Origin of the sequence: Pseudovibrio sp. W64 (genome assembly GCF_001623145.1) — a bacterium.
In the GTDB taxonomy this organism is placed as follows: domain Bacteria; phylum Pseudomonadota; class Alphaproteobacteria; order Rhizobiales; family Stappiaceae; genus Pseudovibrio.
Genome location: NZ_LMCI01000043.1, coordinates 183,710 through 198,149, shown reverse-complemented (window position 1 = coordinate 198,149; position 14,440 = coordinate 183,710). Strand labels below are relative to the sequence as shown.

Here is a 14,440-nt window from a genome sequence, read left to right as displayed (position 1 = left end):
TGAAAATAAATTGACCGCAGTCAAATAAATGGAGTTTCCATGACAAACAGAATTTTTGTGTTTAGCGGTCATCTCGGAGAGGACCGTCTTGGGCATGCGCTGGCTGAAACATACGCTAAAGCTGCACGTCAATCGGGGGCGGAGGTTCGTGTGATGAACCTGAGCACTATGAGCTTTGAGAGTGCGCTGTTCTCAGGTGATTTCAAAGGAGATCAGGCGCTGGAACCGGATGTGGCTGCATTTCAGGAGAACCTGAAATGGTGCAGTCATTGGACGCCGATCTATCCGCTATGGTGGGGTGGTATGCCGGGGCCTATGAAGGGGCTGCTGGATCGGGCCCTGCTGCCGGGTGTTGCCTTCCAGATTGTGGAAGGGGAAGAGCTGCCTGCCAAACTGTTCAAAGGCCGCAGCGCACGTGTGATCATCACCAGTGATACAGCCGCGCATTATTATGAAGAGCTTTATGACTGTGCGCATGACAAGGTGATGGGACGTCAGATTCTGGACTTCATCGGGTTTGAGGAGCACAGCTTCAAGATGTTCTCGCCAACCTATCTGGCGGGTGAGGACGAGCGCGCTGCATGGATTGCGGAAACCGCTGAACTTGGCAAACAAGATGCGCTTGCAGTGCAGGACGTGTTGGCTGTGGCGTAAAGAAAAGCCCTGCAGGTCAATGACTTGCAGGGCTTTGTTGCGAATGTGAATCTGGTTTAACTCAGGCTGGTTCGCTGATAACTTCGGTCTTTGAACTTGAGCCCCATTCGGTCCACGAACCATCATAAAGTGCGTTCTTAGTGAAGCCTACTTGCTCCAGAGCTAGCGTGATGACAGCAGCTGTTACGCCTGAACCGCAAGAGGTGATTACCGGAGTGGTGGCATCGACGCCAGCTTGCGCAAAGATGTTCTGCAGGTCTTCCTTAGAGCGCAGCTTGCCATCGTTCAGCAGCAAGCCAAACGGCAGGTTCAGAGCACCTGGCATGTGGCCGGCGCGCACGCCTTCGCGAGGTTCCGGTGCCAGTCCTTTGAAGCGCTCTGGTGCGCGTGCGTCAAGCACAAGGTGGCTGCTGGTTTCCAAGGCATCCTGCACTTCGTTGAGGTTGCGCACCATGTCGTTGTTCAGCATGGCTGTGAAGTGGCGTTCCATGCGGGCAGGCACTTCGTCGGAGACCGGATAGCCTTCTTCCTTCCAGGCAGGCAAGCCGCCGTCCAGCACGAAGACGCTTTTTACACCAAAGGCGCGGAACATCCACCAGACGCGGGCTGCGGAGAAAATGCCCATGCCATCATAGAGAACGATGGTCTGGCCATCGCCAATGCCCATCTTGCGCATTTTGGATGAGAATACGTGTGGTTCCGGCATCATGTGCGGGAGCGGAGAATTTTGGTCGGACACGTCGTCAATGTCCATGAACAGTGCGCCGGGAATATGCTCTTGCTCGTATTCCTTTTTGGCGTCGCGCTCCATTGCAGGCAGATACCAGGAAGCATCAATGATAACTACATCAGGAGCATCAAGGTGGTCTTTGAGCCAGCTTGTCGAAACAATCGGGTCCTGTGCCATGTTTTAGTCCTCCAACTGGATACGGACGCGTCTGTTCTGACGGCCTTTTTTCTCTATCTTAGTGATGACAGCTTTGCCAATCTGTGCGGTTTGCGACACGTGCGTTCCACCGCATGGCTGCAAATCAACATCTTCCCCAATTCTTATCAGCCTTAACCGTCCGCTGCCCATAGGTGGTTTTACACTCATGGTTTTAACAAGGCCCGGGTTTGCTTCCAGCTCCTCGTCAGTGATCCATTCCTGAGTGATGGCATCGTCGTTTGCAATGAGGTCCTGTAGCTTGCCTGTCAGCTCTTCTTTGTCCAGTGCAGCTTCTGGAATGTCAAAGTCCAGACGGCCTGTGCCATCGCTGATCTGGCCACCGGTGACGGGGAAGGGCAGCACGACGGAGAGCAGATGCAAAGCAGTGTGGACACGCATGCGCTTGTAGCGGGTTTCCCAGTCAATGTGCGCAGTAATCTTTGCGCCGCTGGTCAGCCCTGCGGGAAGCTCGGTGCCATCAGCTGGCACATGCACAATCTGGCTGCGGTCTTTGGAATAAACAGCTGTTGCAATTGGAATGCGGGTGTCATCCTCCAGCTCAAGCGAGCCACAGTCCCCCGGCTGGCCGCCGCCATTGGGGTAGAAGCAGGTCCGGTCCAGAATGATGCCACCTTCCGGAGTGATTTCGTTTACAGCGGCTTCGCTGCTGCGCAAGTAAGCATCTTCACGGTACAAATGTTCGGTCATGGAATAATCTCAAATGGATTGAACAGGTGCGCCATGAAATGAATTGGCGCACCTTTAACTGGTGATCTTAAGCGGTGGTGCGTGCGCTGAGCAGCTTCACAGCGAACGCTGCCATGATGCCAGCGAAAGAATAGTCGAGAATGCGCATCACCCGCGGTGAGCTGCGCAGGAACTTGGAGACAGCAGAGGCGCCAAATACCATTACGAGACTGCTTGGCACATTCAGAAGAATGAAGAAGAAGCCAAGGAACAACAGTTTTGAGGTTGCGTATGGATCAGAGGCAGACACGAACTGCGGCAGGAAGGTTACGAAGAACAACACAACTTTCGGGTTGAGCAGGTTGATCGTGACAGCCTTTGCCCAAATGGCTCTGGGAGTTTCGCGGGATGCTTCGCCTTCTTCCAATGAGAGGGCGGACCCGTTGCGCAGGATCTGGAAAGCCAGGTAAACCAGATAGAGCGCGCCTACCGTTTTGAGGACCTGGAAGGCAAATTCAGATGCGGCGAGCAGGGCGGAAATGCCAACCGCTGCCAGAAACGCATGGATCATGATGCCGTTGGTTGCGCCGATGATCGCAACCAGTCCGGCTTTTCGGCCCTGTGTGAGCGTTTTGCTCATGAAGAAGGTCATGTCCGGTCCAGGTGTAATGGACAGGATGAAGGCAGCAAGGGTAAAGCCCGCCATCACGCTTAGTTCAGGCACAAAATACATGCGAAAAGCCCTCTGGGTTATTATTCTCAGTTGGCCCCTAACGTATTTCAGTGCCCCAACGCAAGTCTACTGAAGCGTACTCACTATTTCGGAGGGTGCTCTAAAGTGTTTAGGGCTTATTGGGTACATCATTGCTTGCAATGATAGCCGGACGTATGTCCATGCGAGAAATTGAGAGGTTGCCTTTAAGCTGCGCCAGAAACAAAAGTGCTTCAGATACCGCTTCGTATGATGTGGCGGCTTCCTGAGACAGTTCTGTCATGTCTTCTGTTTCCCGAAGATTGTCTGGGATGATGACATGGCTTTGCATCCCGTAGGCATAGAGATCGCCTTGCAGGCTTTCAGAAAATCGAAGTATTGCTGCTTTGGTTGCTGAATAGGCTGCCCACTTACTGGTCGCGCCTCGGTTGGTGAGGCCTGCCGTTGAACCAATGAAAATGATTTTCCCAAATCCTTGGTGTTTTCCGTGTTTCATGAAAGCTTTGGAAAGGAGCATTGGGGCTTTAAGTGTGATATCTGTTTCTGCGATGATCTCATCATCAGATAGCTCATCGAATGGCATGCCGCCGGTGTAACCTGAGGCGTTGTTTATCAAGATATCCAGTCGGCCATATTCAGCAAATGCGTCGGCGATGATTTCATTGCAGGCTGCGGCATCTTTCACGTCCAGCGGTCTCCAATTAAGGCCCGCTTTATCCCGCTTCTCAGAGGTGTCACGTGCGGTTGCTATGACTTCATAGCCTGCTGCCATAAACGCAACTGCTGTTGCATGACCTAATCCGCGGCCTGCTCCGGTAATCAAAACAACTTTTTTCTGTGCTTGGGTCATTCAATCAATATTCTAATGTTCAGGGCGAGCAATCGCTTCTGCAAAAGCAATCGGTGGCCAAGAAAAAGATCTACAAAATGGGTGAGAACAGGCGGGCGGCCTGGGCGAGGACGCGGAAGGCGTAGCGGCGGTTGTTGAGTTCCAGGCGATCAGTTTGCCGGGCGCCTTTGAAATCCTGCAGCAGCATCTCTTCGGTTTTCCTGATCATGTTCTGGCCTGTGAACCAGAGGGTGATCTCGAAGTTGATGTTGAAGGAGCGGTTGTCGAAATTGACGGTGCCAATGCCTGCCAGTTCCTCATCGATGAGGATGACCTTTTCGTGCAGGAAGCCTTCCAGATAGCGATAAACCTTGATGCCATGGCTGGCGAGGTTATCTGCGTGGGCATAGCTGGCGAGCCAGACGAGCCAGTGGTCGGCTTTTTCCGGCAGGAGGATGCGGACATCCACGCCGCGCAAAGCGGCTGCGTAGAGGGCTGTGAGGACTTCAATGCCCGGTACAAAGTAAGGGCTGACGATCCAGATGCGTTCCTTGGCTCTTGAAATGCTCTCCACAAATGTGATGGCGCAGTCTTCCTGAATGTCTGCCGGACCTGTCGGCATGACCATGACGCTTTCCCCACCCGTTTGGGAGAAGGAGGAGGGCAGTTCCAGCTGTAATGTCTTGCCCGTTGCAAATTGCCAGTCTTCGCTGAAAGAGAGCGTGGCTGCGAGCGCTGCCGGGCCAGTGACTTTGACATGGGTGTCGCGCCAGTGACCGAACTCTTTTGACAGCCCCAGATACTCCTCACCGATGTTGTGACCGCCGATCCAGCAGTGTTTGCTGTCTGTGACCACGACTTTGCGGTGGTTGCGGTAGTTGAGGCGCATGGGGCCGAGCATACGCATGAGGCGGTGGCGTCTGTTGAACGCGCTGACGAGGACACCAGCGTCTTGCAGGCGCGTGAGGTACTGCGTGGAAAGAGAGCGGGAGCCGATGTCGTCGTAAAGCAGGCAAACGTGCAGGCCCGCTTTGGCGCGTTCTATCAAGGCATCTGCCAGCTCCAGTCCCGCGCTGTCTTCGCGGATGATGAAGAACTGGACAAGAACATGCCTTTCGGCGGTGCGGATGCCTTCAATGATGGACGCAAACATAGCTGGACCATCGATGAGCAGGTCACACTGGTTATTCGCGAGAAAAGGCACCGAGGCTACACGGGTGTGCACCGGCCACTGCTTGTTGGCTGCGCCGTCTACATACGGTGTGTGACGATTGAGGACGTCTGCCTCAATCTGGGAGATATCATCGCGGACCTCGATGTAATCATCCAGCCGCTTCCATGCGAAGACGAAGTAGAGCGGGACCGTTGGCATGGGGATGAAAAACAGGGAGAGCAGCCAGGCAATGCTGCCTTGCGAGGTGCGTGAATACATGATCTCGCGAATGGCGCAAATGACTGCCAATGCATAGAAAAGAACACTGAAAACTGCGATCAGGGGAAGAAGGCTAAATGAGGATTCCAAGCGCTACAACTCCTGTAATGCGAGGACCTACTTATAGCTGCGCCAAGAGGAATGGTCAAAACCTCTTGGCATATTGTGCAGTGCTTTCCGTTAAGGTTAGGCAGCTTCAAATGGAATGGCGATTTCGGACTTGCGTTCCATCCATTCTGGCACTGGCAGGCCTTTTTCGCGCAGGAAGGTTGGGTTGAACATCTTGCCCTGGTAACGGGTGCCGTAGTCGCACAGGATGGTCACGATGGTGTGGCCGGGGCCGAGTTCTTTTGCCAGGCGGATTGCGCCAGCGACGTTGATGCCGGAGGAGCCGCCAAGGCAGAGGCCTTCGTGTTCCAGAAGCTCGAAGTTGATCAGTAGGCCTTCTTCATCAGAAATACGGTAAGGAATGTCGATCGGTGCATCTTCCAGATTGGCGGTAATGCGGCCTTGACCGATGCCCTCCGAGATGGAAGAGCCTTCGGACTTCAGTTCGCCGTGGGCGTAGTAGTTGTAAAGCGCTGCGCCGTGTGGGTCTGCGAGGCCGATCTTGATGTTCGGGTTCTTTTCCTTCAGGCCGATGCCGGTGCCGGCAAGCGTGCCGCCGGTGCCGACCGCACAGATAAAGCCGTCCACTTTGCCGTCGGTCTGCTGCCAGATTTCCTGAGCGGTGGTTTCAATGTGGCCCTGACGGTTGGCGGTGTTATCAAACTGGTTGGCCCAGATGGCGCCTTGCGGGTGGGTTCTGTTCAACTCTTCAGCAACGCGCTGGGAGACCTTGATGTAGTTGTTCGGGTTCTTATAGGGGACAGCCGGAACTTCGATAAGCTCAGCGCCTGCGATACGCAGCATGTCTTTCTTTTCCTGAGACTGGGTCTCGGGAATGACGATCACAGAGCGATAGCCCAGAGCGTTGCCGACCAGTGCGAGGCCGATGCCGGTGTTGCCAGCTGTACCTTCCACGATGATGCCGCCCGGTTTGAGCGTGCCGCGTTTGACTGCGTCATTGATGATGAAGAGCGCGGCGCGGTCCTTGACGGACTGGCCCGGGTTCATGAACTCGGCTTTGCCGAGAATTTCACAGCCGGTTCGCTCGGAGGGGCCTTTGAGGCGAATAAGTGGAGTGTTGCCGATGGCTTCGATGGCAGAGGCGCGCGTATCCATAGTTTCTCTCAAATAATTCGTATGACCAAAAATCAGAATGCGGGTGTTTACCCCTTTTGAGACCACGCTACTGCGCTGACCTCACGAGAACAAGAAATGGGCTGCCAAAGGGTGCGTCAGACTAGGATATTATTCTCTTGGCAATCGCGCATGAGAACAAAATTGCTCACGGGGTGCGTGGCTTTCGAATGAGTGCGCTAAATGCGATTTGAGAGAGTATCGATTTGCGCGCCGTCCCGTCTCTGTCAGGATCTGCTTTCCAGCCAGGTGATGGCATCCTTGGTGGCTTTCCAGAGGATCTCACCGTTCTCACCTGCGCGCAGCATGAAGGAGTTATGGACTTCCTTTGGGACGGGCTGCACTTCCAGCAGGTTCACCTGCGTATCCAATGCCGGAGCAAAAGCTTCCTTGCGGGTGATGACAAAGCGCTCATCGGTTGGCACGCGGGACTGGTCTTTCTTCAGGCTGGCAGACTGTAGTGCTTTGTTGTGAGTGGCAGGCTGCATCACGGTGACGGCAATGGCTCTGCCATCTGGCAGCAGATGCGTCTCGTTTTGCTGGACCTCGGAATTGTAGATGACCTCACCGTGGGTATCGATCAGCTCGACCCACAGGGTCTTGCGGCCCTCAATTTCCACCTCACCAACCCAGATGGACAGGTCGCTCTCTAATGGATCGGCGTAGGGTGTTTTGGAGGGCGGAGCAACGGTGACGGCCAGATAGTCCTCTGGCATGGCGTAGGTGTTGCCATTATCGGATTTTTCGATGAGCTGAGGGCCGGATGTTGTGGCAGGCGAGGAGGCAGGTGGCGTTTCTGCGTGCGAAGGCGCAGCCAAAGCGAGTGGCGCAGCGATGCAGGCGGCAAGAAACACTGATCTTGTGAGATGTAACTTGAAGGTTTGCGGCAGACCGCAGGATGGCAACAGACTACTCATTTATGGCTCCCTGACTTTTACGCAGCAACTTTCCCAGAGGGGGCGCCTTATTATGTGCACTTCACTAGTTATCACTTAGTAGTGATTATGATAATATGCACTAGATATATTAGAGGTATACGCATTTACTTAGAGTATCTATGCCATAATAATTGTATATAAATTATGTTTCGCGTATTTATACTTTCAGGTTATTTAAATGCTATTATGTAAAATTTTCATTGTGTTGATTTGCTATAGGATTTGGATAGAACTGTGATGTAGATCGCAGTTTGTACATATGGCAAAAAAATCTAGTATTTTTCCGCATGAACTAAGCTTTTGAAAGAACAGCGCTTCATTTCGGCCAATTTTTTGTGGGTGCCAAGGGCTGTCGGGCGGCATTTGGGCTCGTTGCTGATATGCACAGCTCTCCAGACTTATGAACTCCCTGAAAATTGAAGGAGCCAGTGCTGGATCAGTGGGTGGCCATGTGCAGGATCAGGGTGAGTTTTAACGCAAAATGGAACGCCTCCGCTTTTGTGCGGAAGAGAGTTCTACCCAAATGGACTTTATGTCTTCGGCCAGCGGCACTTGATAGTGCTGCGCCTTCGCTTCGCGTGAACATGGTTTTCTACCCATCATTTTTCTTGTTTTCTGGATAGACGCGCACGCACGTGTTTTGTGAAGAGAAGAGCTGTTTTAAGAAGAAGGGGAGGGTAAAGAGAAAAGTATGGCTCCCCGGGCCGGATTCGAACCAGCGACCAAGCGGTTAACAGCCGCTTGCTCTACCACTGAGCTACCGGGGATCATACTATGTTGCCATTGGCTTTGATCGATAAAAGAAGTGGCTCCCCGGGCCGGATTCGAACCAGCGACCAAGCGGTTAACAGCCGCTTGCTCTACCACTGAGCTACCGGGGATCACGATGATCTTGCCGTATGGCTGCAAACGAAAAAGGATGGCTCCCCGGGCCGGATTCGAACCAGCGACCAAGCGGTTAACAGCCGCTTGCTCTACCACTGAGCTACCGGGGATCATGACACCCTTGCGAGTTTGCCTCGCCGTTTGCGTGAGGAGGCTTTTACAGAGGCATGTTGTGTTTGCCAAGTCGTTTTTTGCGTATTTTTCGATTTGTGGACAGTTTCTCTATTTTTTTATTGAGATATCCAAGGGGGTTAGCCAGAAATCTCCAAAAACCGCGGATTTTGCGGGTTTGATTTTCCGGTGATGTTGGAATCCTCACAAAGACAATTGACAGGAGAGCTGATTGCGCCCCACACTTAAGGCCAGAACTCCAGTTTCTTTTTGTTCCGGCTCAGGCTTTGGAATGACGAGATTAAACGGGAATGCGGTTCCATTTATTATGGAGACAAGCCGCAGCTGCCCCCGCAACTGTGAGCGGTGAGACCTTAGCGAAAATCCCACTGGCCTTTTAAGGGCTGGGAAGGGGCTATGGTCGGTTGAGCCGCAAGCCAGGAGACCGGCTGGAGATATGATTTGACATAGGACTGCTGTCGGGTGGACGGCGAGAGGTGCTCATGACGCATATTTTCCTGTCTCCGTGCGAGACAGTTGCTGTACTTTCATATTCTTTGACTGAAGCCCCGGCTTCTTTGCGCTTGCTGACCAGCTAACCCAGATGGCTGAACAGAGAGGCGACCTTGGTGTTCGCCATTGCCTGGTTACGGGTGGAGCTCGTTCCGGGAAAAGCGCATATGCGGAAAAGCTGGTTATAAGCAGCGGGCGACGCCCGACTTATATCGCGACAGGCCAGGCCTTTGACGGTGAAATGGAGGAGCGTATCGCGCATCATAAGATGCAGCGGGGCGACCTTTGGGACACTGTTGAGGAGCCGCTGGAGCTTGTGCGCGTGCTGGAAACGCATGCCAGCAGCGATCGTGCGATCCTCGTTGATTGTCTGACGCTTTGGCTTTCCAACCTTATGCACGGGTCGCGGGACTGGACCGTGGAGCTTGAGCGACTTGAGGCGGTTCTTAGCTCTTTGCCGTGCCCTGTTGTGTTTGTTGGCAATGAAGTGGGCATGGGCATTGTGCCTGAAAACGCCATGGCCCGCGCCTTTCGAGATGAAGCTGGCCGCCTGAACCAGCGTATCGCCGACCTCTGCCATTTTGTGATGTTTGTGGCTGCTGGGCAGCCTTTGCAGCTGAAGCCTGCTGTTTTTCCGGAGATTTCCCTATGACTGTTTCTTTTGCTGCACCTTCTAAAAAAATCCCTGCTGTCATTATCACTGGTTTTCTGGGTGCCGGAAAAACAACGCTGGTGCGTAACCTGCTGATGAAGGCACAGAACAAACGCATTGCGCTGATCGTCAATGAATTCGGCGAGATGGGCTTTGATGGCTCACTGGTGAATGGCTGTGCCGATCCGGACTGTTCTGCTGATGAAGTGGTGGAGCTGGCCAATGGCTGCATTTGCTGCACGGTAGCTGATGATTTTCTGCCGACCATGGAAATGTTGCTGGAGCGCGAGCAGGTGCCGGATGTGATTGTGATTGAAACCTCTGGCCTTGCCCTGCCACAGCCGTTGGTGCGGGCGTTCAACTGGCCTTCTGTCAAGCCGCGCGTGACCGTTGACAGTGTGGTGACCGTGGTGGACGCACCGGCTGTTGCTGCTGGCAAAGTGGCCTGCGATGAAGAGGCTGTTGCTGCGCAGCGGGCGGCGGATGATGCGCTGGACCATGAAAGCCCGGTGGAAGAGTTGTTTGCTGATCAGCTGACCTGTGCTGACCTTGTTGTGCTTTCCAAAGCGGACCTTTTGACTGAAGCAGAGCTGGCGGCGGTGAAGCAGACGATCCGTGGCCGGGTGCGTGATGGGGTTGAGATTGTTTCTGCCTCTCATGGCGAGCTGGCGCTGGATGTCCTGCTTGGGCGTGATGCCGGGGCCGAAGATGATATGGACTTGCGTCTTTCTCACCATGAAGCGCAGCATGCTCACGACCACGACCACGACCACGACCACGACCACCATCATCATCACGATCATTCTCATGATGATTTTGAGAGTTTTGTACTACCAACCCGCCGATTTGCTTCAATTGATGAGGTGAAGGCACAGGTGGAAGCGGCCATGAAGGTTTCTGGTGTGTTGCGCATTAAGGGCAGTGTGGTGGTTGAGGGCAAGACCGCGCCGGTGCTGGTGCAGGCGGTTGGGCCGCGTGTGGAAATGTGGTTTGCGGCTGGCAGTGAAAGCCACTCCAAACTTGTTGTGATCGGCCTTGCGGGGCTGGACAAGCACAGTGTGCAGGCTGCGCTGAGTGAATTTGAGTTGGTTCAGGCCTGATGCACGTACTTGTCGGGCAATCACGCCGATTGGATGATGGTGAAGAGGCCGTCGACCTTGAGCAGGCGCCTGCGGATGTTGTGTTTTTAAGTGCAGCAGACACAGAGCTTGCCGGGCTTGCGGTGGCGCATGCCCAGCATGAGGGCTATTCTCTTCGTCTTGCCAGTTTTCTGGCGCTGTCGCATCCGTACTCTGTTGATCTTTATGTTGAGCAGACCATTCAGGCTTCCAAGCTTGTTGTGGTGCGCCTTTTGGGCGGTGTTGAATACTGGCGTTACGGCGTTGAGCGGCTGGAAGCAGCTGCCCGCGCTGACGGGGTGAAGCTGGTTCTGCTGCCCGGTGATGACAAGTGGGACGAAGAGCTGGCGATGCGCTCCACCGTGCCTTTGTCAGTTGCGCAGATGTTGTGGCGCTATCTGATTGAGGGCGGGGCGGAGAACCTTTCTAACGCTTTGCTTTATGCCGCGCAGATTACTGAGTTGCCTGTTGAGACACCATCGGAGCCAATGGCGTTGCCGCGGGCCGGGCTGGTGCTGCAAGGGCATTCGCTTCCTTCCTTAGATGATGTGCGGGCGAGCTGGAAAGACTCAAGCCGTCCGGTCGCGGCCATTGTGTTTTATCGGGCGCTGTACCAGAGCGGTGCAATCGAGCCAGTGCAGGCATTATGCCATGCGCTTGAGGCACAGGGGATAAACCCGTTGGTGCTTTATGTGGCGAGCCTGAAAACTGCGGAATGCGCTGGTGTTGTTTCCAGCGTGTTTGAGCAGTGTCCGCCAGATGTGGTTTTGAATGCCACAGCCTTTGCTTTGTCGAGTGCGGGTGCTGTTCATTCCGGCACGGTGCTGGACAACCCAGGTGCATGTGTTCTGCAGATCGTTCTGTCGTCTTCCTCGCAAGAAGGCTGGGCGGAGAGTGATCAGGGCCTATCCCCGCGCGACCTTGCCATGCATGTGGTGCTTCCTGAAATTGATGGTCGTCTTTTGACTCGGGCGATCTCGTTTAAGGAAGAAGGTGGGCGTGATGTCAGGACCCAATGTTCGCTTGTTCGTTTTGTGCCAAAACCGGACCGGATTAAGTTTGTGGCAGCGTTGGCGGCCAATTGGGCGGGTTTGAGACACAAAAACGCAAATCAACGCAAAATTGGCATAGTGCTCGCAAACTATCCCAACAAGGATGGGCGTATAGCAAATGGGGTTGGGCTGGATACACCTGCCTCTTGCGCGCATCTGCTTTCTGCTTTGAAAACAGAAGGTTATGGAGTTGTAGAGAATGCGCCGAAATCTTCTGAGGCGTTGATAGACGACCTGTTGGCTGGCCCCACCAATTCCCATAGGAACGCAAACCAACGCAAAGGCGGGGAAGTGTTTGCGCTTGCTCGCTATAAGCAGTTGTTTTCTCAACTGCCTTTGGCAGTGCGAGAGGGGATTGAGGAGCGCTGGGGGGCGCCGGAGGACGATCCGCATATTGTGGACGGCTCTTTCCAGCTGGCGCTTAAGACTTACGGCAATATCACTGTCGGCATTCAGCCCGCACGCGGCTATAACATTGATCCTAAAGAGACTTATCACGATCCGGCGCTTGTTCCGCCGCATCATTACCTTGCCTGGTACATGTGGCTGCGCGACAGCTTTGAGGCGGACGCACTTATTCACCTTGGCAAACACGGAAATCTGGAATGGCTCCCCGGAAAAGCATTAGCCTTATCAGAGGCTTGTTATCCTGAAGCTGTGATTGGACCGGTACCGAATATCTATCCTTTCATCGTTAACGACCCTGGAGAGGGATCGCAGGCAAAACGGCGGTTATCCTCGGTGATCATCGATCATCTTACCCCTCCGCTGGCCCGTGCTGAGAGCCACGGCTCTGCGCTGGAGCTGGAGGCGTTACTGGATGAGTATTACATCGCCGCAGGGGTGGACCATCGCCGCCTGAAAGCGCTTGGAAAAGAGATACTTGGCGTTGCTGCGCGTGAAGGTATGGACAAAGACATCGGTCTTACATCGCAGATGGATGAGGACACGCGTTTGGCGCGGCTCGATGCCTACTTGTGTGACCTGAAAGAGTTACAAATCCGCGATGGGTTGCACATTCTAGGGCAGTCGCCAACAGGAGAGCAGCGGGCCGAGCTGCTGGTGGCTTTGCTGCGTGTGCCACGTGGTGAAAAGCCTCATGAGAACAGTCTGTTACGCGCACTTGCTGAGGATTTGAATCTGGCTCCGTTTGATCCGCTGGATTGTGCCTTTGAGCAGGCGTGGGCTGGTGAACGGCCTGTGCTTTTGCAGGAGCTTGTTGACGCGCCGTGGCGCAGCTGCGGGGATACGGTTGAGCGATTGGAAGCGCTGGCATTGGCGTATGTCTCAGGTGAGCTGACGGTTCCGGCTGGATTTACAGTGACTTGTGCCGTGTTGGAGGCTTTGAGCCAAGAGATTGCGCGCTCAGTTGATGCCTCTGGCGCTGCTGAGGTTGAGGGGGTGTTATCCTCCTTGTCCGGACGGTTTGTCCCCCCCGGACCATCGGGTGCGCCGTCGCGTGGTCGCCCTGATGTGCTGCCGACCGGGCGTAACTTTTATTCTGTTGACGTCCGCTCAGTTCCTACAAAGGTTGCCTGGAAGCTTGGCGAGAGAAGCGCTAGCGCGTTGATTATGCGACACTTTCAGGAGCACGGCGAGTGGCTGCAAAGCATCGCCATGAGTTGCTGGGGAACCGCAAATATGCGCACCGGCGGGGATGATATCGCACAGGCGCTGGCCCTGATTGGGGCTCGTCCGGTCTGGGAAGACACCTCTGGCCGCGTGACAGGTTTTGAAATTGTTCCGCTTTCCGAGCTCCAACGCCCCCGCGTTGACGTAACCCTCAGAATTTCCGGCTTTTTTCGCGATGCGTTCCCACAACTCATACATTTGTTCGACGCTGCGGTTGCTGCGATTTGCGATCTTGATGAGCCTGATGATGCCAATCCTCTGGCGGCGCGATACCAAACTGAGCTTGGGGAATTACTGGCCAAGGGCGTTGAAGAAGGACAAGCGCGCAAGCGATCTTCCACCCGGATTTTCGGAAGTAAACCAGGCGCTTACGGCGCTGGCCTGCAGGCACTGATTGATGAGAAGCTATGGGATAAACGTGCGGATTTTGCGGAGAGTTTCCTTGAATGGGGAGGCTATGCCTATGGCCGTTCGCAAGAAGGCGAGCAAGCCAGAGACGATCTGGTCACCCGGCTCACCCATGCTGATGCAGTGGTTCACAATCAGGACAACAGAGAGCACGATCTCCTTGATTCTGATGACTATTATCAGTTTGAGGGCGGTTTGGCCGCAACTGTTGAAACGCTCAAAGGCGATGCTCCGCACGTCTACCACAACGACCATTCGCGGCCCGAACGCCCAGTCATTCGCACGCTTTCTGAGGAAATCGGGCGGGTTGTCAGAGGAAGAGCTGCCAATCCAAAATGGATCGCAGGTGTGATGCGCCACGGGTATAAAGGTGCTTTTGAGATGGCGGCCACGGTCGACTATCTCTTTGCTTTTGGGGCGACGACCAACGCTGTCTCTAACCATCATTTTGACCAGCTCTATGATGCATATCTTTATGATGATGAGGTGCGGGACTTTATTGCAGAGAAGAATTCTGCAGCGCTTTTGGAAATGACAGAGCGATTTTTAGAGATCATTCAACGAGATATGTGGGTGCCGAAACGAAACAGCGCCTTTGAGGACTTAATAGAGCTGCGACGCGCGCTCATGGATGGAGGGGAATAAGA

General features: G+C 54.2%; 11 protein-coding genes, 3 tRNA genes and 1 riboswitch. Of the genes, 4 read left to right on the top strand and 10 right to left on the bottom strand.

Translation table 11 applies throughout. From position 1 onward, the window contains the following. Positions 1-39: 39 nt before the first annotated feature. A complete protein-coding gene (locus tag PsW64_RS24980; RefSeq protein WP_063305377.1) occupies positions 40-654 on the top strand; it encodes an NAD(P)H-dependent oxidoreductase in 615 nt (204 codons plus the stop codon). Between the two features lie 61 nt (positions 655-715). Here the strand turns inward: PsW64_RS24980 and sseA are convergent, their stop codons facing one another. The 10 genes from sseA to PsW64_RS24930 all read right to left on the bottom strand — a co-directional run bounded on the left by sseA (position 716) and on the right by PsW64_RS24930 (position 8,417). Continuing rightward, positions 716-1,561, bottom strand: a complete 846-nt coding sequence (gene sseA / locus PsW64_RS24975; protein ID WP_063289161.1) for a 3-mercaptopyruvate sulfurtransferase — start codon at positions 1,559-1,561, stop codon at positions 716-718. A gap of 3 nt (positions 1,562-1,564) precedes the next feature. Next, positions 1,565-2,290, bottom strand: coding sequence for an alanyl-tRNA editing protein (locus tag PsW64_RS24970; protein ID WP_063305376.1), 726 nt, complete (start codon positions 2,288-2,290; stop codon positions 1,565-1,567). A 67-nt stretch (positions 2,291-2,357) separates the two neighbouring features. Beyond that, positions 2,358-3,002: a LysE family translocator gene (locus PsW64_RS24965; protein WP_063305375.1), complete on the bottom strand. Its 645-nt coding sequence runs from the start codon at positions 3,000-3,002 to the stop codon at positions 2,358-2,360. 109 nt (positions 3,003-3,111) lie between these two features. Beyond that, positions 3,112-3,831, bottom strand: a complete 720-nt coding sequence (locus PsW64_RS24960; protein ID WP_063305374.1) for an SDR family oxidoreductase — start codon at positions 3,829-3,831, stop codon at positions 3,112-3,114. Between the two features lie 70 nt (positions 3,832-3,901). Beyond that, entirely contained in the window at positions 3,902-5,332 is a 1,431-nt protein-coding gene (cls, locus tag PsW64_RS24955) for a cardiolipin synthase (RefSeq protein ID WP_063305373.1), read from the bottom strand. Between the two features lie 96 nt (positions 5,333-5,428). Continuing rightward, positions 5,429-6,466 carry a cysteine synthase A gene (locus PsW64_RS24950; RefSeq protein ID WP_063297508.1) on the bottom strand — a complete coding sequence of 346 codons (1,038 nt, stop codon included), beginning with the start codon at positions 6,464-6,466 and terminating at the stop codon, positions 5,429-5,431. Positions 6,467-6,711: 245 nt separating this feature from the next. Then, positions 6,712-7,401 carry a hypothetical protein gene (locus PsW64_RS24945; RefSeq protein ID WP_063305372.1) on the bottom strand — a complete coding sequence of 230 codons (690 nt, stop codon included), beginning with the start codon at positions 7,399-7,401 and terminating at the stop codon, positions 6,712-6,714. Between the two features lie 713 nt (positions 7,402-8,114). Then, positions 8,115-8,189 (bottom strand) — tRNA-Asn (locus tag PsW64_RS24940). Between the two features lie 39 nt (positions 8,190-8,228). Further along, positions 8,229-8,303, bottom strand: a tRNA-Asn gene (locus tag PsW64_RS24935). A gap of 39 nt (positions 8,304-8,342) precedes the next feature. Beyond that, a tRNA-Asn gene (locus PsW64_RS24930) sits at positions 8,343-8,417 on the bottom strand. Positions 8,418-8,677: 260 nt separating this feature from the next. Next, a riboswitch (cobalamin riboswitch) is annotated at positions 8,678-8,886 on the top strand. Between the two features lie 136 nt (positions 8,887-9,022). Between PsW64_RS24930 and cobU the strand changes: the two genes are divergently transcribed. Genes cobU through cobN form a run of 3 tightly spaced genes read left to right on the top strand, consistent with a single transcriptional unit; the run spans position 9,023 to position 14,438 of the window. Then, complete coding sequence (gene cobU, locus PsW64_RS24925; RefSeq protein ID WP_082831213.1) at positions 9,023-9,583, top strand: bifunctional adenosylcobinamide kinase/adenosylcobinamide-phosphate guanylyltransferase; 561 nt, start codon at positions 9,023-9,025, stop codon at positions 9,581-9,583. Beyond that, on the top strand, positions 9,580-10,683 hold the full coding sequence (gene cobW, locus PsW64_RS24920; RefSeq protein ID WP_063305371.1) for a cobalamin biosynthesis protein CobW: 1,104 nt from the start codon (positions 9,580-9,582) through the stop codon (positions 10,681-10,683). Before cobU ends, cobW begins: the two co-directional genes overlap by 4 nt. Next, positions 10,683-14,438: a cobaltochelatase subunit CobN gene (gene cobN / locus PsW64_RS24915; RefSeq protein WP_063305370.1), complete on the top strand. Its 3,756-nt coding sequence runs from the start codon at positions 10,683-10,685 to the stop codon at positions 14,436-14,438. The genes cobW and cobN overlap by 1 nt, the downstream gene beginning before the upstream one ends. The last annotated feature ends 2 nt before the right edge of the window (positions 14,439-14,440 follow it).

Excerpts from the sequence above, each read along its gene's own strand:
- PsW64_RS24980 (WP_063305377.1), top strand. The coding sequence starts at position 40 with ATGACAAACAGAATTTTTGTGTTTAGCGGTCATCTCGGAGAGGACCGT.
- sseA (WP_063289161.1), bottom strand. The coding sequence starts at position 1,561 with ATGGCACAGGACCCGATTGTTTCGACAAGCTGGCTCAAAGACCACCTT.
- PsW64_RS24970 (WP_063305376.1), bottom strand. The coding sequence starts at position 2,290 with ATGACCGAACATTTGTACCGTGAAGATGCTTACTTGCGCAGCAGCGAA.
- PsW64_RS24965 (WP_063305375.1), bottom strand. The coding sequence starts at position 3,002 with ATGTATTTTGTGCCTGAACTAAGCGTGATGGCGGGCTTTACCCTTGCT.
- PsW64_RS24960 (WP_063305374.1), bottom strand. The coding sequence starts at position 3,831 with ATGACCCAAGCACAGAAAAAAGTTGTTTTGATTACCGGAGCAGGCCGC.
- PsW64_RS24950 (WP_063297508.1), bottom strand. The coding sequence starts at position 6,466 with ATGGATACGCGCGCCTCTGCCATCGAAGCCATCGGCAACACTCCACTT.
- PsW64_RS24945 (WP_063305372.1), bottom strand. The coding sequence starts at position 7,401 with ATGAGTAGTCTGTTGCCATCCTGCGGTCTGCCGCAAACCTTCAAGTTA.
- cobU (WP_082831213.1), top strand. The coding sequence starts at position 9,023 with ATGGCTGAACAGAGAGGCGACCTTGGTGTTCGCCATTGCCTGGTTACG.
- cobW (WP_063305371.1), top strand. The coding sequence starts at position 9,580 with ATGACTGTTTCTTTTGCTGCACCTTCTAAAAAAATCCCTGCTGTCATT.
- cobN (WP_063305370.1), top strand. The coding sequence starts at position 10,683 with ATGCACGTACTTGTCGGGCAATCACGCCGATTGGATGATGGTGAAGAG.